We start from the raw sequence: 22,410 nt of genomic DNA on the forward strand, positions 1-22,410 counted from the left end.
AGATCATGAGCGAGAACCTGCTCGAGGTCTCCGGCCTGGAGAAGCACTTCCCGATCACCAAGGGCCTGCTCAAGCGGCAGGTCGGGGCGGTCCGCGCGGTCGACGGCGTCGACCTGCAGGTGCGCTCGGGCGAGACGCTGGGCCTGGTCGGCGAGTCCGGCTGCGGCAAGTCGACGACCGGGCGCCTGTTCACCCGGATCCTGGAACCGACCGGCGGCAAGATCGTTTTTGAGGGCGAGGACATCTCGCACAAGAGCGTCACCCAGCTCCGGCCGCTCCGCCGCGACGTACAGATGATCTTCCAGGACCCGTACTCGTCGCTGAACCCGCGGCACACGGTCGGCTCGATCATCGCGGCGCCGCTGCAGATCCAGAACATCCCGACCCCGCAGGGCACCAAGAAGGCCGTGCAGGAGCTGCTCGAGCTGGTCGGCCTCAACCCGGAGCACTACAACCGCTACCCGCACGAGTTCTCCGGCGGTCAGCGGCAGCGCATCGGCATCGCGCGGGCGCTCGCCCTGCGGCCCAAGCTGATCGTGGCCGACGAGCCGGTCTCCGCGCTCGACGTGTCGATCCAGGCCCAGGTGGTCAACCTGCTGGAGGACCTGCAGAGCGAGTTCGACCTGACCTACGTGTTCATCGCGCACGACCTGTCAGTGGTGCGGCACATCTCGGACCGGGTCGCCGTCATGTACCTGGGCAAGGTCGTGGAGATCGCCGAGCGCGACGACCTCTACAAGAACCCGCGCCACCCGTACACGGTCGCCCTGATGTCGGCCGTGCCGGTGCCCGACCCGGCCCGTCGGGACCGTGCCCAGCGCGACCGGGTGTTGCTCACCGGCGACGTGCCCAGCCCGATCAACCCGCCGTCCGGCTGCCGCTTCCGTACCCGCTGCTGGAAGGCGCAGGACATCTGCGCCACCGAGGAGCCGCCGCTGGTCACCCGGCTCGACGACCCGCAGTCGCACCAGACCGCCTGCCACTTCCCGGTGGTCGACGACGAGACGGTCGCGGGCCGCCGGCCGGCCGCAACACCTGCCTGATCCCGTACGTGCAAAGGCCGTTCCACCTCGTGAGGGGCGGAACGGCCTTTGTCAGTCCTCCGGGCGGTTCAGGATGCCCACCGCGACCGTGTGCACGGCGTCGACGTCGGCGGGGTCGCGGAGAGTCGCCTTGGCGCCGGTCACGGTGTACCACTCGTCGGCGTCCTTGTACTGCACCCGCACCACGACCTCGGATCCGGACAGCTCGGAACGCAGCGTCAGATCGCCGGTCACGACGCCGACCTCGTCGGTCATGACCCCGCCCTGGCCGGCGACTATGTCAGTGGTGGGCGCGGGCGGCGCCTCGGCCGCAGTCTGTGGGGCCGGTGCTGCCTCTTCCGGCGCGTCGGGTGCGGTCATCAGCAGTCTCCCAGCATGTCCTCGAGCGCGACTTTCTCCTTGGTGGTGACCGTCAGCTTCCACTTGGCCTTCACCGCGATCCAGTCTTGCGCATATTCGCACCAGGTGCTGGTGTCGGTCGGCTTCCAGGTCGACGGGTCCTGGTCGCCCTTCGACCGGTTGGAGGAGGCGGACACCGCCAGCAGTTGCGGGTCGTCGAGGTCGTTGGCGAACTCCTCGCGCTGGTCCGTGGTCCATTTCGAGGCGCCCGACCGCCACGCGTTGGCCAGCGGCACGGTGTGGTCGATGTCGACCTTGTCCGGTGAGTTGAGAACCTTGCCGTCGTAGAAGCTGGTCCAGGTGCCGGCGACCACGTTGCAGCCGGAGGTCTTGACGTTGCGGCCGTCCCGCTTGAGCACGGTGTCGCGCACGTCGCAGTTCGAGCCGGTGCTGCGCCAGTGCGGGAACTTGTCGCGGCTGTAACCGCTCATCGAGCCGGCCCGGGTGACCACCTTGAGGCCGTCGAGCTCGGTCTGGGACGTCGAAGGGTCCTTGGCGGCTTGGGTATTACCCGGGACGGGTTCGAGGGAGACGCCTTCACAGCCCGAGAGGGCGAGCAGAACGGCGGCAGCGGCGCTGAAAAGCAAAGATGTACGAGGGGGCACCCCTTCAGCGTAGGGTGACGCCGCCCGGCCGGTCGCGGTGGATCATGCCCGCGCGCCGCCGGGTGACGGCGCGCGGGTGAAAGATCAGCGCGCGCGGTTGACGGCGCTGGTGACGGCCTTGATCGAGGCGCTCACGATGTTCTCGTCGATGCCGACGCCCCACACCGTGCGGTCGCCCACCTCGACCTCGACGTACGCCGCGGCCTGCGCGTCGCCGCCCGAGGTCAGCGCGTGCTCGTTGTAGTCGAGCACCCGCGCCTTGATCCCCAGCGGCTCGATGGCCTGCACGAACGCGTCGATCGGGCCGTTGCCGACACCGACCAGCGGGCGGCGCTGTCCACGGTGGAACACCTCGACGTCGATCTCGACCTTGCCGTCGCGGATCGAGGTCGTGTAGGTCTCGATCGTGAAGGCCTTGGCCGTCTGGTGCTCGACCAGGTACTCGCCGGCGAAGATGTCCCACATCTCCTGCGGGCTGACCTCGCCGCCCTCTTCGTCGGTGTGGTGCTGCACGACGCCGGAGAACTCGATCTGCAGCCGGCGCGGCATGTCGAGCTTGTGCTCCTCCTTCATGATGTACGCCACGCCGCCCTTGCCGGACTGCGAGTTGACCCGGATCACGGCCTCGTAGCTGCGGCCCAGGTCCTTGGGGTCGATCGGCAGATAGGGAACGCCCCAGGTGAAGGTGTCGATGTCGGCCCCGGCCGCGTCGGCGTCGGCCTGCAGGGCGGCGAAGCCCTTCTTGATCGCGTCCTGGTGCGAGCCCGAGAACGCGGTGTAGACCAGGTCGCCGACGTACGGGTGGCGCTCGTGCACGGGCAGCTGGTTGCAGTACTCGACCGCACGCTTGATCTCGTCGATGTCGGAGAAGTCGATCATAGGGTCGATGCCCTGTGAGAACAGGTTGAGGCCCAGCGTCACCAGGTCGACGTTGCCGGTGCGCTCGCCGTTGCCGAACAGGCAGCCCTCGATGCGGTCGGCCCCGGCCAGCAGGCCCAGCTCGGCCGCGGCGACGGCGGTGCCGCGGTCGTTGTGCGGGTGCAGCGACAGCACGATGGACTCACGCCGGGGCAGGTTGCGGTGCATCCACTCGATGGAGTCGGCGTACACGTTGGGCGTGGCCATCTCGACAGTGGCGGGCAGGTTGATGATCAGCGGCCGGTCCGGCGTCGGGTCGATGACGTCGATCACCGCGGAGCAGATCTCCAGCGCGTAGTCGAGCTCGGTGCCCGTGTAGGACTCCGGCGAGTACTCGTAGAAGATCTCGGTGTCCGGGGTGTGGATCTCGGCGTACTTCTGGCAGAGCCGCGCCCCGGTGGTCGCGATGTCGGTGATGCCGTCCTTGTCGAGGCCGAACACCACCCGGCGCTGCAACGTGGACGTCGAGTTGTAGAAGTGCACGATCGCCCGCTTGGCCCCGCGGATCGACTCGAACGTGCGGTCGATCAGGTGCTCGCGGCACTGCACCAGCACCTGGATCGTGACGTCGTCGGGGATCAGGTCCTGCTCGATCAGCTGGCGTACGAAGTCGTAGTCGGTCTGGCTGGCGGCCGGGAAGCCGACCTCGATCTCCTTGTAGCCCATCTGCACCAGCAGCATGAACATGCGCCGTTTGCGCTCGGGCGACATCGGGTCGATCAGGGCCTGGTTGCCGTCGCGCAGGTCGACCGCGCACCAGCGGGGCGCCGCCTCGACGTGCCGGGCCGGCCACTGGCGGTCGGGCAGATCGACGGCGAACTGCTTCTGGTACGGGATGTAGCGCTCGAACGGCATCTTGCTGGGCTTCTGCACCGCGAAAGGACTGGACATGTGGAACGGCTCCAAAGGGAGAGAAGACGAGAAGGCGGCGCGCGTCAGCCCCGCGACGAGGTGCCGGCCTGGGATGGGGCCTCGTCGCGGCAGCGAAGAAGGAGAAACGCCTGCCACATGTCGCAAATGACCCTACGTGATCAACTCCGGCGTTGCCAGCCGTACGCCCGGATCGTGGGAACCCTCAGGCCGAAGGGACGACCCCGGTCGGCTGGACCGGCGGGGGCGGCGGCGCGTCCATGCCCATCGGCGGGCCGGCCGTCTCGGGACCGGGCAGCGTCACGGTGGCCGGCCCGGCGATCTGGTTGGTCACCTTGAGCTCGCCGAACCCCACCCGAGCCGCGGCCAGCACGCCGTCGTCGGCGTAGCAGTAGATGCCGATGTCGACGGGGTCGGCCAGCGACGCCGAGATCGAGTCGATCGAGTAGCAGGTGCCCTCGGCCCCGGCCAGCGGCGGCACCTCGGCGACGGAGAGCGCCGCCTGCCGATCGGTGAAGACGGGCAGCCACTGCCGGAACAGCCGCTCGACCTTGGGGGAATAGTCGGCCGGCACCCGCTTGCCCGCCTTGGCCACCTTGACGCAGGTCGGGTTGATCGGGTTGGACTGTGAACCCAGCGTGCACTGATAGACGCCGTTCGCCGTCGAGACGATGCTCACGTCGGCCGCGCCGCCGAGCGCCCCGCCGGTGACGTCGACCCGCCAGGTGCCGTCCCGGCCGACCGTGGCGACCACGTTGCGGGGCCGGCCCCGGCCGTCGTCGAGCGTGTAGAGAGCCGCGTACGCCGTGTCCATCGCCTGCGCCGCCCGAGCGGCCAGCTCGCTGCGGGCGCGGGACGCGACCTCGGCCGAGGGGGCCTGCGACGCGGACGGGGCGGGCTGCGGGTCGCCATCGGAATCGCCCGAGCACGCCGTCACCCCGGTGAGGAGCAACAGGGCGACGGACGCGGACAAACCGCGTCGGAACATCGAGCGTGGGCGCACCGAGACATTCTCGCCTCCTTCGTCCGTATCGCCCCTCTGCCGGGTTGCTTCGAGCTTCGGCGTGTCGCGCGTGTCGGGCGATGGATCGGCCGGAATCTGGGATCGCCTGTCGGTCTGCGCCGGGGGCGCGGCTACTGTGGTGGCGATTGTCCTGACCGGCGCCGCCGGTACGTACAGCCGGAGGATTGGTTCGCCGTGGCACTGGTGGTGCAGAAATACGGTGGTTCGTCGGTCGCGACGGCGGAGCGCATCAAGCGTGTCGCCGAGCGGATCGTCGCGGCCCGCAAGGCCGGTGACGACGTCGTGGTCGTGGTCTCCGCGATGGGCGACACCACCGACGAGTTGATGGATCTCGCCAACCAGGTCAGCCCGCTGCCGCCCGGCCGCGAGCTCGACATGCTGCTCACCTCGGGCGAACGCATCTCGATGGCGTTGCTGGCGATGGCGATCCACAACCTCGGGTACGAGGCCCGCTCCTACACGGGTTCCCAGGCCGGCGTGCTCACCACCTCGACGCACGGCAAGGCCCGCATCATCGACGTGACCCCGGGCCGGCTGCGCGGCGCGCTCGACGAGGGCGCGATCGCGATCGTCGCCGGCTTCCAGGGCGTCTCGCAGGACACGAAGGACATCACGACCCTCGGGCGGGGCGGTTCCGACACCACGGCCGTGGCGCTCGCCGCGGCCCTGCACGCGGACGTCTGCGAGATCTACACCGACGTCGACGGCGTCTTCACCGCCGACCCGCGGATCGTGCCCGACGCCCAGCACATCAAGCAGATCACGTACGAGGAGATGCTCGAGCTCGCGGCCGGCGGAGCGAAGGTGCTCATGCTGCGATGCGTGGAGTACGCGCGGCGCTTCAAGGTGCCCATCCACGTACGCTCGTCTTACTCGAACAAGCCCGGCACCCTGGTCACTGGATCGATGGAGGACCCTGACGTGGAACAAGCGCTCATCACCGGGGTCGCGCACGACCGGAGCGAAGCCAAGATCACGATCGTCGGGGTGCCCGACGAGCCGGGCGCGGCCGGCCACATCTTCAACACGGTGGCCCAGGCCGAGATCAACATCGACATGATCGTGCAGAACGTGTCGACCGAGGGCACCGGGCGCACCGACATCTCCTTCACCTTGCCGAAGGCCGACGGCCCGACCGCGATGGCCGCGCTCGACAAGATCAAGGAGCAGATCAAGTTCAAGAGCCTGCTCTTCGACGACCACGTGGGCAAGGTGTCGCTGATCGGCGCGGGCATGCGCTCGCACCCGGGAGTCGCGGCGTCCTTCTTCGCGTGCATCGGCGAGGCCGGTGTCAACATCGAGATGATCTCCACGTCCGAGATCCGGGTCTCCGTGGTCTGCCGCGACAGCGACCTCGACACCGCCGTCCGCGCCGTGCACGACCAGTTCGAGCTGGGCGGCAGCGAACAGGCAGTGGTCTACGGCGGAACCGGCCGGTAGCCCGGCCATGGCGCTGCAGCCGACGCTCGCCGTCGTCGGGGCCACCGGTTCCGTCGGGACGGTCATGCTCGAGCTGCTCTCCTCCCGTCGTAACGTCTGGGGCGAGATCCGGCTGATCGCGTCGTCGCGGTCGGCCGGAAAGCAGCTGACCTGCCGCGGCGAGCAGCTCACGGTGGCCGAGCTGACCCCCGAGGCGTTCGACGGGGTCGACGTCGCGATGTTCGACGTGCCCGACGAGGTGTCGCTGCAGTGGGCGCCGATCGTCGCGGCCCGTGGCGTCATCGTGGTCGACAACTCGGCCGCGTTCCGGATGGACCCCGAGGTGCCGCTCGTGGTGCCCGAGGTCAACCGTGAGGCGGTGCAGTACCGCCCCCGCAACATCATCGCCAACGCGAACTGCACCGTGATGGCGATGATCATGGCGATCGCGCCGCTGCACCACGAGTACGGGCTGCGTGAGCTGGTCCTGGCGTCCTACCAGGCGGCCTCGGGCGCGGGCCAGTTCGGCGTCGACACCCTGCACGACCAGCTCAGCAAGGTGGCGGGCGACCGCATGCTGGGTTCCCGCCCGGGCAACGTGCGGCAGGCGGTCGGCGACGACCTCGGCCCCTTCCCGGCCCCGCTCGCCCTCAACGTGGTGCCCTGGTCGGGTGCGCTCGAACCGCTCGGCTGGTCGTCCGAGGAGTTGAAGCTCCGCAGCGAGTCCCGCAAGATCCTCGCGCTGCCGGCCCTCAAGGTCTCGGCCACCTGCGTACGGGTTCCGGTCGTGACCGGCCATTCGATCGCCGTGCACGCCGTCTTCGGCTCCGAGGTCGACGCCGAGGGCGCGCGTCAGGTGCTGCGCAACGCGCCCGGCGTGATCCTGGTCGACGACCCCGAGTCCGGGGAGTTCCCGATGCCCATCGACGCGGTCGGCACCGACCCGTCCTGGGTGGGCCGTATCCGCCGCGCGATGGACGACCCGCGCGCCCTCGACCTCTTCGTCACCGGCGACAACAGGCGCAAGGGCGCGGCGCTCAACACCGTGCAGATCGCCGAGCTGGTCGCGGCCGAACTCGCCCGATGACCGACGTTGTCGAGGTGGTCATCACCGCCGCCGACCCCGAGTGGCTGGCCGCCTTCACCCGCCGCCTGGTCGACGACCGTCTCGCCGCCTGCGGTCACCAGATCGCCGCGATCCGCTCGATCTATCGCTGGGCGGGCGAGGTGCACGACGACCCCGAGGCCCGGATCGCCCTGCACACCCGCGCCGACCTGGTCGACAGCATCGTGGAAAGGGCCAACACCGAGCACCCGTACGACGTTCCGTGCGTTCTGGCGCTGCCCGTGCTCGCCGGCAATCCGGCCTACCTCGACTGGGTGAGGCAGGAGACCACGCCTCCGCGGTAGTGGTGATCCCGTGTCCGCCGCCTCCTCCAGGGAGCGGGGGTCAGGCGCACTCGCCGGTGCGGACTCCGCGGGTGCGGGACAGGCCGGCCTGGGCCACCGGGGCCGCCTCGTTGGCAGTGAGGGCGAAACCGGTGTTCTTGTCGTCGGCTGCGGCGGCGAAGATCACGCCCAGCACCTGACCGTTCGGGCTGATCAGCGGGCCGCCCGAGTTGCCGCTGCGGACCAGCGAGCGAATCGTGTAGATCTCGCGGGTCACGTCGCGTGCGTCGTAGATGTCGGGGCCGGTGATGCGCCCCACATCCCGTACGCGGGCGGATTGGGCGTCATAAGGGCCGTCCTGCGGGTAGCCCAGCACGATCGCGCTCGTGCCCGTCTTGGCCTGGCTGCGGACGAACGGCATCACCGGCGCGGTCAGGCCCGGCACGTGGAGGACGGCCAGGTCACGGGCCGGGTCGTAGACGACCACGGTCGCCGGGAGGCGGCGGCCGTTCACCTCGACCTCGGTCTCGCGGGTGCCCGCGACCACATGGGCGTTGGTCATGACCCGCTCGGCGGCGTACACGAAACCGGAGCCCTCGATGCGCCGCGAGCAGCTCGGCGCCGTGCCCAGCACCTTGATGACCGAACGCTTCGACTTCTGGACGATCTGGGAGCCCTTGAGCGCCGGGTCGGGCGCGGCCACCTCTTTGGCCTGGGTCGGGGTGAGGCCGCCGAAGACGTCGGGGAAGCCGCTGGTGTCGAGGGTGTCGCGCAGCGCCGCCGACAGGGCCTGGGCCTGATCGGGCATCAGGCTGTTGATGCCGCCGAGGATGGCGCTGTTGCGGACCTCTTTGTTGAGGGCCGGGAACGGGGTCGAGCCCAGCGGCACCGCGATCAGCCAGGCCACCAGCAGCACGGCCACCAGCGAGATGGCCGCGCCACCGGCGTCGTCGGCCCGTTGCAGCGGGCGGCTCTGGATCGCGCGGCGCAGGTGGGTGCCGAGCCAGCCCGCCAGGGTCTGGCCCAGCACGGCCAGCGCGAAGATGGTGACCAGCGAGACGACCAGCCGCGCCGACGGGTCGGAGAAGCGGTCGGCGATCAGCGGACCGACCTGGAGGCCGATCAGCACCCCGCTGAAGAAGCCGCCGAACGAGAGCGCGCCGATGACGAAGCCCTGGCGATAGCCGCTGATCGCGAAGATCAGCATGAGCAGGATCAGGATGCCATCGACCACGGACCCTCACCCAGCGTAGAAATCGACGACGGACACGACCTCAGCGTAGAGGCGCTCGGCCAGGGGTGGCTCACGGCAGAACCTCGTCGGGCGCCCCGCCCCGGGCCGCGGGCACCGGCGCACTGGCGTCGGGCAGCTCGACCAGGGCACCCGGCGCCCAGGGCCGGGCCCAGCCCGCCATGTCGAGCAATGTCGAGATCACCCCTGCCGTGAAGCCCCAGACGAGAAGACCCCGGACCTGGAACGCGGGACCGATCCAGCCACTGGGGTGTCGTACCCGGATACGGTTCTGCGGGTCCACCAGTTCACTGATCGGCAACCGGGCCACGTGGGCGACCTCGGCCGGCTGCCGCGGGCTGACCGGATGCGGGCGCCGCCACCAGGCCAGCACCGGCGTGACGACAAACGAGCTGACCGGGATGTAGAGGTCGGGCAGCAGCGCCAGCACCTCGGCCCCGGCCGGGTCGAGGCCGACCTCCTCGTTGGCCTCGCGCAGGGCGGTGGCCACGGCGTCGGCGTCCTCCCGATCGGTGGCGCCGCCGGGGAAGGCGGGCTGGCCGGCATGGTTGCGCATGGTCGCGGCGCGCTGCAGCACGAGCAGGTCGGGGCCGGAATCGCCCTCGCCGATCAGCACGAGCACGGCGCTGGGCCGTCCGCCGCCCGCCGGGGGACGCAGGGTGGTGAAGTCCTCGGTACGGCACGTCGCGACCCGGGCCAGCAGCGGGTCGAACCACCCGGGCAGGCCGTCGGGGCGGCCCAGCACCTGCCCCCGGCTCACGGGGTCACCGTCACGCCGGTGTGCGTGCGGACCAGCTCGGCCAGCTCGGGGGCCTCCAAGGGCAGCAGATGCGCGTACGCCCGGCCGGCCGGGTCGAGGAAGACGGTGATCGGCAGGCTGATGCGGCCCAGGTTGTTCAGCAGCGTGCTCTTCTCGTCGAAGAGGGTCGGCATGCGCACGCCGGCGTCGGTGGCGAACGAGGCTCCCTTGTCACGCTGGTCGCCGGTGTCGACGCCGAGCACGGTGAGCCGGCCGGTCGTCCGGTCGGCGAGGCTCTGCATCACGGGCAGCTCGGCCCGGCACGGTCCGCACCACGACGCCCACAGGTTGATCACGGCCGGTCCGCGCAGCTCGCGCAGCGACACCTCGTCGTCGCCGTCGAAGCACGGCAGCGTCAAATCGGGCAGGCTTGCGAGCGCCAAGCCTCCAGCTGAGGCGGCCGGCTGCGGGGCTGAAGGCGGGGCGGCGGACGGTGGTGGTGCGATCAGCGTGTCGCAGCCGGCGAACGGCGAAGCGACCGCCGGTTCGTCGCTGGTGCAGGCGGCGGTTGCCGCAACGACCAGCAGCACAAGCGGCAGAGCGAGCAGCCGCCGTCCCCGTGACATTGCAGCCGGCGGGCCGGGTGGGCGGTGGAACAGGGCCTCGGTGGGCCGCTGGGGGCTCACGGAACGTCAGGCGCGGCGACCGCCGCGGCCGGGACGAGCTCGGGGTCGACCCCGGCGGCGACCGCCAGCTCGCGGGCGCGCGGGCCCTTGAGCAGCTTGGCCGCGGCGGCCGCCTCGGTGGGGCCGGTGCCGTAGGACGGGCACATCGACGCCAGCGTGCAGGCGCCGCAGGCGGGCTTGCGCGCGTGGCAGACCCGGCGGCCGTGGAAGATCACCCGGTGCGACAGCATTGTCCAGTCGCGTTTTTCGATCAGGTCGGCCACCAGAAACTCGATCTTGACCGGGTCGTCCTCGGAGACCCAGCCGAAACGGTTGGTCAGGCGGCGGAAGTGGGTGTCGACAGTGATGCCGGGGACGCCGAACGCGTTGCCGAGGATGACGTTGGCCGTCTTGCGGCCGATGCCGGGCAGTGCCACCAGCTCGGCCAGCGTGGCCGGCAGCTCGCCGTCGTGCCGCTCGATCAGCGCCTGACCCAGCTTGATCAGCGAGTCGGTCTTGGCCCGGAAGAAGCCCGTCGGCCTGAGCAGGGTCTCGAGCTCGGTGCGGTCGGCCGCGGCGTAGTCGGCGGCCGTCTGATAGCGCTTGAACAGCTCGGGGGTGACCTGATTGACCCGTACGTCGGTGGTCTGTGCCGACAGGATCGTGGCCACGGCCAGCTCGAGCGGGGTGGTGAAATCGAGCTCGCAATGCGCGTCGGGATGCGTCTCGGCCAGGACACGGGCCATCTTGCGGGCCCGCCGCTTGCGCCCGATGGGCGTTTCCGCCGCGAACCGTTTTGCCGCTGCCACCGGAGTCACCGCTAAAGAGTACGTCGCCCCTGCGACAAGAAACGTCACGCGGACGGCGTGATCGAACCGTCCGCGGCGATCGTGGCGCCGGTGTCGGGGAAGTCGGCCGCGGTGAGCTGGGCGACCAGCTTGCGGCCCTGCTCCTTCGACTCGTCACGGGTGGGCAGCCCGTTGGAGTTCATGTACGTCGAGAGCAGTTTGCCGCCCGCGTACGACCCGTCCTTGCCCAGCGTCACCCGCAGGATCCCGCCGTACTTGAGGACGCCGCTGCGCGACAGGGTGCGTCCGCCGCCCGCGAAGTTGCCCAGGCTGTACGCGATCAGTTTGCCCTTGTAGAACTCCATGCCCCGCAGCACGTGGGGCCCGTGCCCGACCACCAGGTCGGCACCCGCGTCGACGACTGCGTGACTGAACTTGATCGGGTCGCCCCTGTTCTCGCCGTGGAACGTCTCGGTGCCCGGCCGCACGTGCTGCATCGTGGCGCCCTCGGCGCCCATGTGCACCTGCACGACGACGAGGTCGGCCCGCTCCTTGGCCTGGCCGACGACCGACCGGGCCTGGTCGAGGTCGAGCAGGCTGTTGGCCCCCGCGTACGACGAGAAGCCGACGACCGCGACCTTGACCCCCTTGACCTCCGCCACGGTGATCTCGTCGGTGTTGCCGGTGGCCTTGATGCCGGCCTGGTCGAGCGCTGCCCGGGTGTTGCGCGCGCCCTGGACGCCGAAGTCACGGGCGTGGTTGTTGGCCGTGTTGACCAGGTCGAACCCGCCGTCGACGAGGTGTTTCACGTACGACGGCGGGGACCGGAACGCGAAGCAGTTGGGCGACGGCGGGGACCCGCACTTGGAGGCGCTGGTGTTCTCGGTGAGCGGCTGCTCGAGGTTGCCCATCACGAGGTCGGACTCGAGGCCCGGCTTGACCGAGTCGAAGAACCCCTTGCCGTCGGCCGGCGGCATCCGGCTGGGCGCGTTGCTCATCATGATGTCGCCGGTGGCCGACAGTGTGACGGTGCCCTCATCGGCCGCGGCCGCCTCGGTCGGCGGCAGGCTGGGCGCGGACGAGGACCGCGCCACGGTTTCGGGCGCTCGCCACTGGGCCGTGGAGCCACCCCCCGAGTCGCGGTTCGCGAAAGCGACACTTCCGACGCCGACGGCGGCCAAAACCGCCAGGACAATCGCGACAGTAAGGACAGGGCGCCCGAAAATGCCCGGCCTTCGATGTGGGGGGTGGGAATTCATCGATCGCGACGATACCTTCAGGTGGCGTCGCGGACGAACCGTCGAAAGGCTTGTCGTTGCCTCCACCCGGCGACGAAAGATACTGCCCGTCACGGCGGGACCGGTTACCCTGCGGTATCTAGATCAAGGGGTGCCCGCCCGATTCCCGCCCGCGTGCGCCTAGACTGATCGAGCGCAGGCGTTGCGCGTGTTCGGAGGTGCGGCGATGGATGAGGTACTGGCGCGCAGCGGGATCTTCCAGGGCGTGGACCCGGAGGCCGCCGAGGCGCTCGCCAAAGAGATGGACACGGTCGAAGTCCGCAAGGGCGACGTCCTGTTCAACGAGGGCGAGGCCGGTGACAGCCTGTACATCGTGCTGTCCGGCAAGATCAAGCTCGGACGGCGAGCGGCCGACGGCCGGCAGAACCTGGTTTCGATCATGGGCCCGTCCGACATGGTCGGCGAGCTCTCGCTCTTCGACCCCGGTCCCCGCACGGCCACCGCGACCGCGGTGACCGACGCGCGGCTGGCCCGGCTCAAGAAGACGTCGCTGCGTCCGTGGCTCAACAACCGGCCCGAGATCGCCGAGCAGCTGCTGCGGGTGCTCGCCCGCCGCCTGCGCCGTACCAACGACGCGCTGGCCGACCTGATCTTCACCGACGTGCCCGGCCGGGTCGCGAAAAACCTGCTGCAGATGGCGGGCCGGTTCGGCACCCGCGACGGTGGTGTGCTCCGCGTCACGCACGATCTCACCCAGGAGGAGCTGGCCCAGCTCGTCGGGGCGTCCCGCGAGACGGTGAACAAGGCTCTCGCCGATTTCGCCTCGCGGGCCTGGCTCCGGCTGGACGGCAAGAGCGTGATCATCCTGGACCCCGAGCGCCTCGCGCGGCGCGCCCGCGTCTGACCCGTATCGCCGGGCCGGGGCTGTCCCTTCGGGGCGGCCCCTACAAGCCGTGCATTACCCCCTGAAAAGGGTACAAACCAGCAGCTTTCGCATCCGTGTCGCACCCGCTTGACCACTCGTTGTGGAGGTGGTCGAGAGGCACCGGCGGATACGAGAGGGCGCGGCTTTGAACATGGTGGGGGGCGTACAGCGCATCGGGGTACCGACGTGACAGTGCTCGGCACCGCCGTCGACCCGCGCACCCCCGGCTATCCGGAGGCCCGTAACGCCACCCTCGACCGGCTCGACCGGCTGGAGGCGGCGCTGGAGGAGGCCCGCGCGGGCGGCGGCGAGCGGGCGGTCACCCGGCATCACGCCCGTGGCAAACTGCTGCCCCGGGAACGCATCGAGATGCTGCTCGACCAGGACGGCCCGTTCCTGGAGCTGTCGCCGGTCTCGGGCTGGGGCACCGAGTTCCCCGTGGGCGCGGGCGTGGTCACCGGCATCGGCGTGGTCGAGGCCGTCGAGTGCATGATCATCGCGACCGACCCCACCGTCGAGGGCACGGCCGCCAACCCGTACGCGGTGGAGAAGATCCGCCGGGCCGCCCGTATCGCCGCGGCCGACCGGTTGCCGCTGGTGAACCTGGTCGAGTCGGCCGCCGAGACCCCGGGGGCCGGTCCACCGCCGGGCGGCAGCATCGCGCGCGACCTGAGCCGGCTGTCCACCCGGCGGGTGCCCGCCGTCTGTGTCGTCTTCGGGCCGACCAGCGGGGACACCGCGTACCTGCCCGCCCTCGCCGACTACACGATCATGGTGCGCGGACATGCCAAGAGGCTGACCCATTCCCGTCCCCGGGCCGGCGCCAACGGTTCCGACGTCCGCGCTCCCGCCGATCAGCTGGCCGAGGACGAACGCGACGCGCTGCGCCTGGCCCGTCAGTGCGTACGCCGTCTGAACTGGCGCAAGTGCGGCCCCCCACCCCGCACGTTCCCGCCCGCCGAGCCCAAGTACGACGCCGAGGACCTGCTCGCGCTGGCCGGGCCGTCCACCCTGTTCGACCCGCGCGAGGTGCTGGCCAGGCTGCTCGACGGCAGCGAGTTCGACGAGTTCAAGCCCGCCGTCGGGGCCGCCGTGCTGGCGGGCTGGGGCGAGCTGCACGGCTACCCGGTCGGGGTCCTGGCCGCCGCCGACGTCCCACCGACCGCCGCCGACACCCAGAAGGCGGTGCATTTCATCCAGCTCGCCAACGCCACCGACACGTCCCTGCTGCTCCTGCAGCGCGACGACGCCGGCATCCTCGGCTCCGGGACGGTGGACGCGCTCGCGCACTCCACCGTCCCGCTGCTCGCTCTCAACACCGGACGCACCGGCGACCCCCGCTTCGCCTTCAGCTGGCCTGCCGACGGCCCGGCGGCCGGCGGGGACGACGACGGCGTCATCGACCCCCGCGACACGCGCACCGTGCTCGGCCTCTGCCTCTCCGCCGTGCACAGTGCGGTCGTCGAGGGCGCCGGGCACGTCGGCACGTTCCGACCCGGAAAGGTGGACCAGTGATCCGACGTCTTCTGGTGGCCGACCGTGGCGAGACCGCCCGCCGGGTGTTCGCCACCTGCCGCCTGGTCGGCGTCGAGACGGTCGCCGTCTATTCCGGCGCCGATTCCGACGCCCCCCACGTCGGCGAGGCCGATTACGCCGTACGCCTCGACGGCGGCACGCCCCGCTCGTCGTACCTGCGAGGCGACCTGATCATCACCGCGGCCCAGCGTTCCGGCGCCAACGCGATCCACCCCGGCATCGGCGAGCTGGCCGAGGACCCCGACTTCGCCTCGGCCGTGGCCGACGCCGGGATGATCTGGGTCGGCGCCCCGGCCAAGACGCTCGGCGTGCTGCGCAGCAAGCGCGAGACCAAGGCGCTGGTCGCGGAGGCCCGGGTGCCGGTGCTGCCCAGCTTCACCGACCCGTCCGAGGTGCCCGGCTTCCCGGTGCTGATCAAGCCGGACACCGGCGCGGGCGGCGCTGGGCTGCGGGTCGTGCGGGACGCGGCCACCCTGCTCGAGGCGCTCGCCTCGACCAGGCGCGAGGTGGGCGGCGAGGTCTACTGCGAGCCGTACGTCGAGGATGTGCGCCACATCGAGGTGCCGATCATCGCCGACGAGCACGGCGCGGTGATCCCGTTCGGCGAGCGCGAGTGCTCGATCCAGCGCCGCTACCAGAAGATCGTCGAGGAGACGCCGTCCCCGGCCGTCGACCCGGGGCTGCGCGAGGAGCTGTGCCGCGCGGCCATTGTCACGGTCCGGGCGCTCGGCTATGTGGGCGCGGGGGCGGTCGAGTTCCTGCTCGACACGAACGGCGACTTCTGGTTCCTCGAGCTCACCCCGACCCTGCAGGCCGAGCACGCGGTCACCGAGTGTGTGTCCGGCTACGACCTCGTACGGCTGCAGTTGCTCGTCTCGGAGGGCGGGAGCCTGCCGATGCCGGGCCCGCCGCCGATCCGGGGGCACGCGATCGAGGTGCGGCTCTGCGCCGAGGACCCGGCGTACGCGTGGCTGCCCGCGACCGGCACGCTGCACCGGTTCGCCGTGCCCGACGTGGCCGGCCGGTTCCGCCCCCTGCCCGCCCCCGGCCTGCGGCTCGACGCGGGCGTGCGGGACGGCTCGGTGATCGGCGTGCACCACGACTCCACGCTGGCCAAGCTGATCGCCTGGGCGCCGACCCGGCAGGAGGCGGCCCGGATGCTGGCCTCCGCACTGACCCGGGCCCAGATCCACGGCGTGGCCACCAACCGCGACCTGCTGGTGCGGGCCCTGCGCCACCACGCGTTCCGCACCGGCGACGTGGACACCGGCTTCCTCGACCGGCGGCCCGAGGTGTTCGCCCCGCTGCTGTCGGCGGTCGATGCCGTACGCCTGTCGTGCCTGGCCGCCGCGCTGGCCGGCGCCGCCGCCCGCCGGGCCTCGGCGACCGTGCTCGGTTCGATGCCGTCGGGCTGGCGCAACGTGCCGTCGGGCTCGCAGACGGCGGTGTACGACGGCCCGACCGGCCCGGTCGAGGTCGGCTACCGGATGAATCGTCACGGCGAGCTGGCCGGCTGGTGGGTGCGTACGGTCGACCCGGAGGAGCTCGACCTGGCCGGGCTGGGGCAGGCGCCGGTGGCCGGTGACTACCCCGAGACGGTGGTCGTGCAGGCCGGCGACGAGCGGGTGGTGCTGGACGTCAACGGCATCCGGCTGACCTTCAACGTGCACCGGGTGGGTGAGGTCTCGTACGTGGACAGCCCGGAGGGCTCGGTGGCGCTGCGCGGCCTGTCCCGGTTCCCGTTGCCAGCCCCCGACGCGGTCGAAGGCTCGCTGATCGCGCCGCTGCCCGGGGCCGTCCGCCGGGTCCTCGTCGTGCCCGGTCAGCGGGTGCGGGCGGGGGAGTTGCTGCTCACGCTGGAGGCCATGAAGCTGGAGCACCCGGTGCACGCGCCGAGCGCCGGGGTGGTCGCCTCGCTGCCGGTGCACCCGGGCACCGAGGTCGACACGGGCGAGCTGCTGGCAGTCCTGGCCCCCGAGTAGCCGGCGGGCGGCGAGCTGCTGGCGGTCCTGGCTCCCGAGTTGACCGCGGGCGGCGAACTGCCCGCGGTCCCGGCTCCGGGGTAGCCCGCGTACGTCGAACTCTCAGCGGTCCTGGCTTCCGAGCAGCCCGCCGAAGGGCCACTTCTTTTTCGGGGTCTTGGCCGACCGAGGATTGCGGACGGTCGGCGTGTCGTCGCCCGGGGAGAGCCGGGGCGGCGGCACGTAGTTGTTGATCGGCGGGTTGAGCTGCACGTTGATCAGCAACTCGCGCAGCTGCTGTGCGGTCGGCCGCCGCGCCGGGTCGTTGGCCATGCCCCAGCGCAGCACGTGCGTGAGCGCGGGCGGCACCCCGGGCAGGTCGGGGATGGGCTGGTGAAACAGGTCCATGAGGGTGAGCAGGCTGGGGCTGCGCTCGCCGTCCCAGCGCGGCGGGCGGCCCCGCATCACCGCGTAGAGCGTGGCGCAGAGCGCGTAGACGTCGACCGCGCCGGTCGGCTCGTCGTGGCGGAACATCTCGGGCGGGGCGTAGGCCGGGGTGAGCACTTCGAGGGTGACGGAGGAGTCGCGCATCTCGCCCAGCACGGCCAGCCCGAAGTCGGCCAGCACGGCCGTGTTGAACTCCGAGTACAGGATGTTGGCCGGTTTCACGTCGCGGTGCAGCACCCCGTTGGCATGCGAGTGCACGAGCGCGTCGGCGATCTTGACGCCGAGGTCGCGGGCCTCGGCCGCGCCGAGCGGGGAGCGGCGCATGCGATCGAGATACGACCCGTCGCACAGTTCCATGATCAGGTAAGGGTGCTGGTCGACCGTCACGCCGACGTCGAACAGGTCGACCACGTGCGGGTGCGACGACATGCGCCCGGCGGCGCGCGCCTCACGCAGGAAGCGGGCCTGGTCGCGATCGCTCTCGAGGCGGCGATTTTCCACCTTGATGGCGACCTCGCGGCCCACTGAGTCCTGCATCGCCCGATAGACGGTGGCGTAACCACCACGTGCCATCACCGACAACCCGGACATACCAGGCACGTACGGAGCTGGGAGCGCTCCGCTCGGTGTCTCGGTCATCGCAGCCGGGTTCCTGTCATGGATCTGAAAATACGCCAGGTCGGTCGAAGATCATCCAGGCACGTCGGACGCGTATACGACACCGGCCGCCGAAGCCGTCTCGACACCCGTGGTCGCGAGCGTGGCGCGCAGTTCCTCGGCGGCGACACGTTCACTCGTCTGCTCGGTCGAGTACGCCAGCATGACCGCCTCCTCGGCCGCCTCGCGGGCCCGCTCGCAGTGGTCGGCGGCGGCCAGCACCCGGGCGTGCGTCATGGCCGCCTGCACGGCGCTGCGCACGTCCTCGGCCTTCACCTCGCGGGCCCGGTTGATCCAGGTCAGGGCGGCCTCGGCCTGGCCGTCGGCGAGCAGGGCGGACGCGTACGAGGCAAGGGCGTGCCGCCGCGAGAACAGCAACGACGGCGCCCCGGTGTCGGTGGCGATCGGCGCCAGGAGCCCCATCGCGGTCTTCGCGTCGCCGGCCCGCAACCGTGCCTCGGCCAGCAGCACCCGCGGGCCGACCTGGGCCGGCGCCAGCGGGTTGTGCGGCTCGACGGCGGTCATCACCCGGCGGGCGTCGGCCTCGGCCGAGGCCAGGTCACCCCGGTACAGCGCGACGAACCCGCGCAGCGTGCCGGCCATGCCCAGCAGCAACGGATGACCCGTACGGCCGGCGTAGCCGAGCGCGTCGGTCAGCAGATCGTAGGCGTGGTCGAACTCGCCCAGCCCGCGAGCGATCGCCCCGCGTACGACCAGAGCCAGACCCCGCCCCCAGTCGTCGCCGACGGCGTTGAAGTCGCGGTAGGCCCGGCGCGCCTCGCCGTCGGCCTCGGCCAGCTCGCCCAGCTCGGAGGCGGCGTAAGCCTCCACGGCCCGCAGGGTGCCGACCGCCCACGCCTCGCCCACCCGGTCGCCGAAGGGCAGGAACACCCGGGCCAGCCGCCGCGACTCCTGCAGGCGGCCCGCCAGCAGCCGGGCGAACGCGGTGGTGCCGCGCAGCCACGAGCGCCCGACCGGGTCGCCCAGCTCGGCGAAGAGGCGGGCCGCCCGGCCGAGCACGGCGTCGGAGCCCGCGAAGTCACCCCGGGTGGTGGTCACCCAGGCGAGGTTCTGCAGGGCCCAGGCCTGCCCGTGCCGGTCACCGGCCGCGAGCGTCACCTGATAGGCGGCGGCGAACCGGCTGCTGGCCTGGCTGAGCCGGCCGGCCAGGAAGTCGGCCATGCCCAGCCGGCGCATCGCGTTGGCGCGCTCGGGCAGGAGCTCGGCCTCGGTGGCCACCTCCAACGCCTCCTGCCAGGCGGCGACGGCGCGGCCGCTGTCGCCCAGCGCCTCGTGGGCCCGGCCGACCACCAGCAGCGCCTCGGCCCGGTTGACCGGCTCGTCGGCGGCGCTCTTGGCGATCTTTTCGCCGTGCGACAAGGCTTCCTCGGCCCGGCCCAGGCGCAGCAGCGCGCGGGCGTGCACCAGCTGGTCGGGCAGCGGCAGGAGGCTGTCGGGGGCCAGGGCGGCGGCGCGCTCGGCGTACTCGATGGAGGCGGCCGGCTCGATGTTGGCCAGCGCCCGGCGGGCCAGGCGGCCCAGCGCCGAGACGCCGAGCGGGGCGACGTCGCGTACGGCGGCCTCGGGCCGAAGCCGCACCGCGTCGGCCAGCTCGACCGCGCACTCGGCGTGCGTGGCCACGAACGCGTCGCGCTCGTTGTCGGTCAGGTTGAGCCGGGCCGTGGTGTCGTAGCCGGTGCGGCCCATGTTCTCGGGCGCGGCCCAATTGGCCAGGTAGGCGTGCCGGTCGGCCAGGTCGGCCTTGCCGATGCCGCTGTACGCCGCCTCACGCATGAGCGGAGTGGTGAACGCGTAACCGCCGCGGGAGCGGTGCAGCATGCGGCGTTGCAGCAGCTCGTCGATCGAACGCTCGAGCTCGACCGCCGCCACCGCGCCCGGCCGCGCGTCGCTCGAGGCCCGCCGTTCCCGCAGCGCCTCGATGACTCCCGTGGGCACCGAATCGCCGACCACGGCGGCGTCCCGCAACACCGAGCGCGGCTCGGGTGGCAGCGCGTCGATGCGCGCGGCGAGCACGGCGGCCAGGTCGCGGGAGAGCAGTTGCCGCCCGAGCGAGCCGTCGGCCAGCTGCCACTTGCCGGCCGCGTTGGCCCCCACGGCCGGGGTCAGCGCGCCCCGCTCCATGAGCAGCGTGATCATCTCGGCCAGATAGAACGGGTTGCCCTGCGCGGTGGCGAGCAGCCGGTCGGTGTCGGCCTGCGGCAGCTTGCCGCCGTTCAGATAGGACGTGAGCAGCCGGGAGGCGTCCGCGCCGCGAAGCGGGGGCAGGGTGTGCACCTCGGCGTCGGCCAGCCGGGTCAGGGCGCCCGCCGTACGCACCAGTTCGGGCCGGCCCAGCAGCAGCACCACGACCGGGCCGTCGAGCAGCGAGAGCGTACGGCCCAGCGCGTCCACTGTCGACGCGGTCGCGTCGTGCAGGTCGTCGACGATCACCACCAGCGGCGCCTCGGCGGTCAGGGCGGTGAGCAGCTCGGCCACGGCCGACGACAGCGCCTCGGCGTCGGCCCGTTTGCTGCTGGGCTGCCAGTCGGCGCCGGCGGCCGGGCCGACCGGGTTGGCCGGGGCCTCGCCGTAACCCAGCAGCGCGAGCAGCCGGTCGATGTCGATCGGGGCGGGCTCGCCGTCGTGCCCCAGCCGGTTCGCGAGTTTGCGCAACCTTTCCTCGACCACCGAACGGCCGACGGTGGCCACGACGTCCTTGGGCAGACCCACCGATTTGCGTACGAGGTCGGCCAGCGGCGCAAATCGGCGGCGCTCACCGAACGCGCGGCAGCGTACCCGCAGCACCCGGGCCCCGGCGTGTGCCGCATAGCGCCCATTGCCCACGTCGTAGCCCGCGGCCAGCCGCTTGACCTCGCCCGCGAACCGGGACTTGCCGATGCCCGCCTCGGCCGTCATCACCATCACGCGCGGGGTGCCCGAGTCGACCGCCTCGGCCAGCCGCCCGGCCACCCGGCCCAGCTCGGTCTCGCGCCCCACGAACGGCGCCTCGTCGCCCAGGCCGGACCGGGTGCCCGGCGCGTCGTGCAGGCCGAGCAGCTCGAACGCGGGCACCGGCTCGCGCTTGCCCTTGAGGCGCAGCGGGCGCAGCTGACGCCAGGACGCGACGTGCCGGGTGCCGCCGCTCGTGCGGGAGCCGGCGTAGACGGCGCCGACCGCTGCCGCGTCGGCCAGCCGGGCCGCGGTGTTCACGGTGTCGCCGATGACGGTGTATTCGATGCCCGCCTGCAGACCGGCCACGACCTCGCCGGTGTTGAGGCCGACGCGCAGGCCGAGCGGGGCGCCGCCGCCACGCTCGTCGTCGAGCACCCGGCGCACCGCGCGCTGCATGCTCAGCGCGGCCCGGACCGCCCGTTCGGCGTCGTCCTCGTGGGCCACCGGGGCGCCGAAGACAGCCATGATGCCGTCGCCGGTCAGCTTGTCGACGTGACCGCCGAACGTCTTGACCGCGCCCGCGAGCGCGGCGAGGACCCGGTCGGTGACCGCGCCGACCCGCTCGGGGTCGAGGTCTTCCGACCAGGAGGTGAAATCGGACAGGTCGCCGAAGAGCACGGTGACGATGCGGCGCTCGGCGGCCGGCAGGGTGGCCGCCGCGGGCAGGGCCGCACCGCAGTTGTGGCAGAAGCGAGCGCCGGGTACGGCAACGGTTCCACACACAGGACAGGTCACAGCGGATCCAACCTGCCTGTGGGTGTTCCTGATTCCCGTTTTTTGTGATTCAGGTAATCAAGTTGCGCTGCGGCCGACCAGATCGCCGCGAACCGGACGCCCGGCTCGACGTCGGGGTAAACGATGTCGACGACCTGCTCGGCGGTGCGGGCGCCCGCGGCGATCGCCGCCTCCACCTGCGCCAACCGCTCGCGCCGATGATCAAGATATTCCCGGGCCACCGCCGAGACGTCCGCGCGCACCGGTCCGTGGCCGGGCAACATCATCATTTCCCCGTACGCACCGAGGCGCTCGAGACTGGCCAAATAGGCACCCAGGTCACCGTCCGGATGGGCGACCACTGTCGAGCCACGGCCGAGGATCGTGTCGCCGGTGAACATGAGCCGGTCGTCGGCGTGCTCGGCCAGGAAACTGACCGAGTCGGCGGTGTGGCCCGGGGTGTTCAGGACGGAGATCTCGATGCCCGCCGCGCCCAGCCGCTCGGCCGGGTCGAGCGGCTCGCCCGCGACGCAGTGGGCGGGGTCGGCCGCCAGCACGGCCGTGCCGCCGAGCATCTCGGAGAGGCGGGCGGCGCCCTCGACGTGGTCGTGGTGACCGTGCGTGACCAGAATGAACGCGTACGGCCCCTGGGCGGCTGTCCGCGTGAGGTGCTCCTCGTCGAGCGGGCCGGGGTCGATCACGATGCCGTGGGCCTCGCCGGGGGCGCGCAGCACCCAGGTGTTGGTGCCGTCAAGCGTCATCGGACCCGGGTTGGGCGCACGTACCAGCGTCACCCAGCCCGGTAACACCTCCAGCGCAGCACCCCCCATGCGCGAAATCCTACGTCGCGCATGGGGCAATGCGAGAGG

At 71.6% G+C, this 22,410-nt stretch carries 19 protein-coding genes; 7 read left to right on the forward strand and 12 right to left on the reverse strand.

The window, feature by feature from the left end:
* Nucleotides 1-5 precede the first annotated feature (5 nt).
* Nucleotides 6-1,043: an ABC transporter ATP-binding protein gene (locus C8E87_RS17410; protein WP_133874076.1), complete on the forward strand. Its 1,038-nt coding sequence runs from the start codon at nucleotides 6-8 to the stop codon at nucleotides 1,041-1,043.
* Between the two features lie 51 nt (nucleotides 1,044-1,094).
* On the opposite strand, the gene C8E87_RS17415 is transcribed toward C8E87_RS17410, so the two are convergent.
* The 4 genes from C8E87_RS17415 to C8E87_RS17430 form a co-directional block, all read right to left on the reverse strand.
* Nucleotides 1,095-1,403, reverse strand: coding sequence for a hypothetical protein (locus tag C8E87_RS17415; protein WP_438866070.1), 309 nt, complete (start codon nucleotides 1,401-1,403; stop codon nucleotides 1,095-1,097).
* Nucleotides 1,403-2,047 carry an HNH endonuclease family protein gene (locus C8E87_RS17420; RefSeq protein WP_203720879.1) on the reverse strand — a complete coding sequence of 215 codons (645 nt, stop codon included), beginning with the start codon at nucleotides 2,045-2,047 and terminating at the stop codon, nucleotides 1,403-1,405. The genes C8E87_RS17415 and C8E87_RS17420 overlap by 1 nt, the downstream gene beginning before the upstream one ends.
* 84 nt (nucleotides 2,048-2,131) lie before the next feature.
* Nucleotides 2,132-3,856 carry a 2-isopropylmalate synthase gene (leuA, locus tag C8E87_RS17425; RefSeq protein WP_133874077.1) on the reverse strand — a complete coding sequence of 575 codons (1,725 nt, stop codon included), beginning with the start codon at nucleotides 3,854-3,856 and terminating at the stop codon, nucleotides 2,132-2,134.
* A gap of 184 nt (nucleotides 3,857-4,040) precedes the next feature.
* Entirely contained in the window at nucleotides 4,041-4,838 is a 798-nt protein-coding gene (locus tag C8E87_RS17430; protein WP_239080541.1) for a hypothetical protein, read from the reverse strand.
* A gap of 195 nt (nucleotides 4,839-5,033) precedes the next feature.
* Between C8E87_RS17430 and C8E87_RS17435 the strand changes: the two genes are divergently transcribed.
* From C8E87_RS17435 to cutA, 3 genes are read left to right on the forward strand one after another with little or no spacing between them, the layout of a single operon-like run.
* Complete coding sequence (locus C8E87_RS17435; RefSeq protein WP_133874078.1) at nucleotides 5,034-6,299, forward strand: aspartate kinase; 1,266 nt, start codon at nucleotides 5,034-5,036, stop codon at nucleotides 6,297-6,299.
* Between the two features lie 7 nt (nucleotides 6,300-6,306).
* Nucleotides 6,307-7,365, forward strand: a complete 1,059-nt coding sequence (locus tag C8E87_RS17440) for an aspartate-semialdehyde dehydrogenase (RefSeq protein ID WP_133874079.1) — start codon at nucleotides 6,307-6,309, stop codon at nucleotides 7,363-7,365.
* Entirely contained in the window at nucleotides 7,362-7,688 is a 327-nt protein-coding gene (cutA, locus tag C8E87_RS17445; RefSeq protein ID WP_133874080.1) for a divalent-cation tolerance protein CutA, read from the forward strand. The genes C8E87_RS17440 and cutA overlap by 4 nt, the downstream gene beginning before the upstream one ends.
* A 40-nt stretch (nucleotides 7,689-7,728) precedes the next feature.
* Here cutA and C8E87_RS17450 read toward each other — a convergent pair whose 3' ends face one another.
* From C8E87_RS17450 to C8E87_RS17470, 5 genes are all read right to left on the reverse strand, one after another.
* Entirely contained in the window at nucleotides 7,729-8,901 is a 1,173-nt protein-coding gene (locus C8E87_RS17450; RefSeq protein ID WP_133874081.1) for a MarP family serine protease, read from the reverse strand.
* A 70-nt stretch (nucleotides 8,902-8,971) separates the two neighbouring features.
* Nucleotides 8,972-9,679 (reverse strand): NUDIX hydrolase, encoded by a 708-nt coding sequence (locus C8E87_RS17455; protein ID WP_133874082.1) that lies wholly within the window; start codon nucleotides 9,677-9,679, stop codon nucleotides 8,972-8,974.
* A complete protein-coding gene (locus C8E87_RS17460) occupies nucleotides 9,676-10,344 on the reverse strand; it encodes a TlpA family protein disulfide reductase (RefSeq protein ID WP_239080542.1) in 669 nt (222 codons plus the stop codon). The genes C8E87_RS17455 and C8E87_RS17460 overlap by 4 nt, the downstream gene beginning before the upstream one ends.
* A complete protein-coding gene (gene nth, locus C8E87_RS17465; protein ID WP_275409131.1) occupies nucleotides 10,341-11,141 on the reverse strand; it encodes an endonuclease III in 801 nt (266 codons plus the stop codon). The genes C8E87_RS17460 and nth overlap by 4 nt, the downstream gene beginning before the upstream one ends.
* A gap of 35 nt (nucleotides 11,142-11,176) precedes the next feature.
* Nucleotides 11,177-12,370 carry a CapA family protein gene (locus C8E87_RS17470; protein ID WP_133874083.1) on the reverse strand — a complete coding sequence of 398 codons (1,194 nt, stop codon included), beginning with the start codon at nucleotides 12,368-12,370 and terminating at the stop codon, nucleotides 11,177-11,179.
* Nucleotides 12,371-12,575: 205 nt separating this feature from the next.
* Here C8E87_RS17470 and C8E87_RS17475 point away from each other — a divergent pair, with 205 nt between their 5' ends.
* The 3 genes from C8E87_RS17475 to C8E87_RS17485 all read left to right on the forward strand — a co-directional run bounded on the left by C8E87_RS17475 (nucleotide 12,576) and on the right by C8E87_RS17485 (nucleotide 16,792).
* Complete coding sequence (locus C8E87_RS17475; protein WP_020515203.1) at nucleotides 12,576-13,253, forward strand: Crp/Fnr family transcriptional regulator; 678 nt, start codon at nucleotides 12,576-12,578, stop codon at nucleotides 13,251-13,253.
* A 207-nt stretch (nucleotides 13,254-13,460) separates the two neighbouring features.
* Nucleotides 13,461-14,789 carry a carboxyl transferase domain-containing protein gene (locus tag C8E87_RS17480; RefSeq protein ID WP_133874084.1) on the forward strand — a complete coding sequence of 443 codons (1,329 nt, stop codon included), beginning with the start codon at nucleotides 13,461-13,463 and terminating at the stop codon, nucleotides 14,787-14,789.
* Nucleotides 14,786-16,792 (forward strand): acetyl/propionyl/methylcrotonyl-CoA carboxylase subunit alpha, encoded by a 2,007-nt coding sequence (locus C8E87_RS17485; RefSeq protein ID WP_133874085.1) that lies wholly within the window; start codon nucleotides 14,786-14,788, stop codon nucleotides 16,790-16,792. Before C8E87_RS17480 ends, C8E87_RS17485 begins: the two co-directional genes overlap by 4 nt.
* 102 nt (nucleotides 16,793-16,894) lie before the next feature.
* Here the strand turns inward: C8E87_RS17485 and C8E87_RS17490 are convergent, their stop codons facing one another.
* Genes C8E87_RS17490 through C8E87_RS17500 form a run of 3 tightly spaced genes read right to left on the reverse strand, consistent with a single transcriptional unit; the run spans nucleotide 16,895 to nucleotide 22,371 of the window.
* Nucleotides 16,895-17,857, reverse strand: a complete 963-nt coding sequence (locus tag C8E87_RS17490) for a serine/threonine-protein kinase (protein WP_133874086.1) — start codon at nucleotides 17,855-17,857, stop codon at nucleotides 16,895-16,897.
* Nucleotides 17,858-17,908: 51 nt separating this feature from the next.
* Nucleotides 17,909-21,562: an adenylate/guanylate cyclase domain-containing protein gene (locus C8E87_RS17495; RefSeq protein ID WP_133874087.1), complete on the reverse strand. Its 3,654-nt coding sequence runs from the start codon at nucleotides 21,560-21,562 to the stop codon at nucleotides 17,909-17,911.
* On the reverse strand, nucleotides 21,559-22,371 hold the full coding sequence (locus C8E87_RS17500; RefSeq protein WP_133874088.1) for an MBL fold metallo-hydrolase: 813 nt from the start codon (nucleotides 22,369-22,371) through the stop codon (nucleotides 21,559-21,561). The genes C8E87_RS17495 and C8E87_RS17500 overlap by 4 nt, the downstream gene beginning before the upstream one ends.
* Nucleotides 22,372-22,410: the final 39 nt, after the last annotated feature.

This window comes from Paractinoplanes brasiliensis (assembly GCF_004362215.1).
GTDB classification, from domain to species: domain Bacteria; phylum Actinomycetota; class Actinomycetes; order Mycobacteriales; family Micromonosporaceae; genus Actinoplanes; species Actinoplanes brasiliensis.

Bases quoted from the DNA above. Each gene is read 5' to 3' on its own strand.
- cutA (WP_133874080.1), top strand. From the start codon at position 7,362: ATGACCGACGTTGTCGAGGTGGTCATCACCGCCGCCGACCCCGAGTGG.
- C8E87_RS17500 (WP_133874088.1), bottom strand. From the start codon at position 22,371: ATGGGGGGTGCTGCGCTGGAGGTGTTACCGGGCTGGGTGACGCTGGTA.
- C8E87_RS17490 (WP_133874086.1), bottom strand. From the start codon at position 17,857: ATGACCGAGACACCGAGCGGAGCGCTCCCAGCTCCGTACGTGCCTGGT.
- leuA (WP_133874077.1), bottom strand. From the start codon at position 3,856: ATGTCCAGTCCTTTCGCGGTGCAGAAGCCCAGCAAGATGCCGTTCGAG.
- C8E87_RS17440 (WP_133874079.1), top strand. From the start codon at position 6,307: ATGGCGCTGCAGCCGACGCTCGCCGTCGTCGGGGCCACCGGTTCCGTC.
- C8E87_RS17475 (WP_020515203.1), top strand. From the start codon at position 12,576: ATGGATGAGGTACTGGCGCGCAGCGGGATCTTCCAGGGCGTGGACCCG.
- C8E87_RS17410 (WP_133874076.1), top strand. From the start codon at position 6: ATGAGCGAGAACCTGCTCGAGGTCTCCGGCCTGGAGAAGCACTTCCCG.
- C8E87_RS17470 (WP_133874083.1), bottom strand. From the start codon at position 12,370: ATGAATTCCCACCCCCCACATCGAAGGCCGGGCATTTTCGGGCGCCCT.
- C8E87_RS17415 (WP_438866070.1), bottom strand. From the start codon at position 1,403: ATGACCGCACCCGACGCGCCGGAAGAGGCAGCACCGGCCCCACAGACT.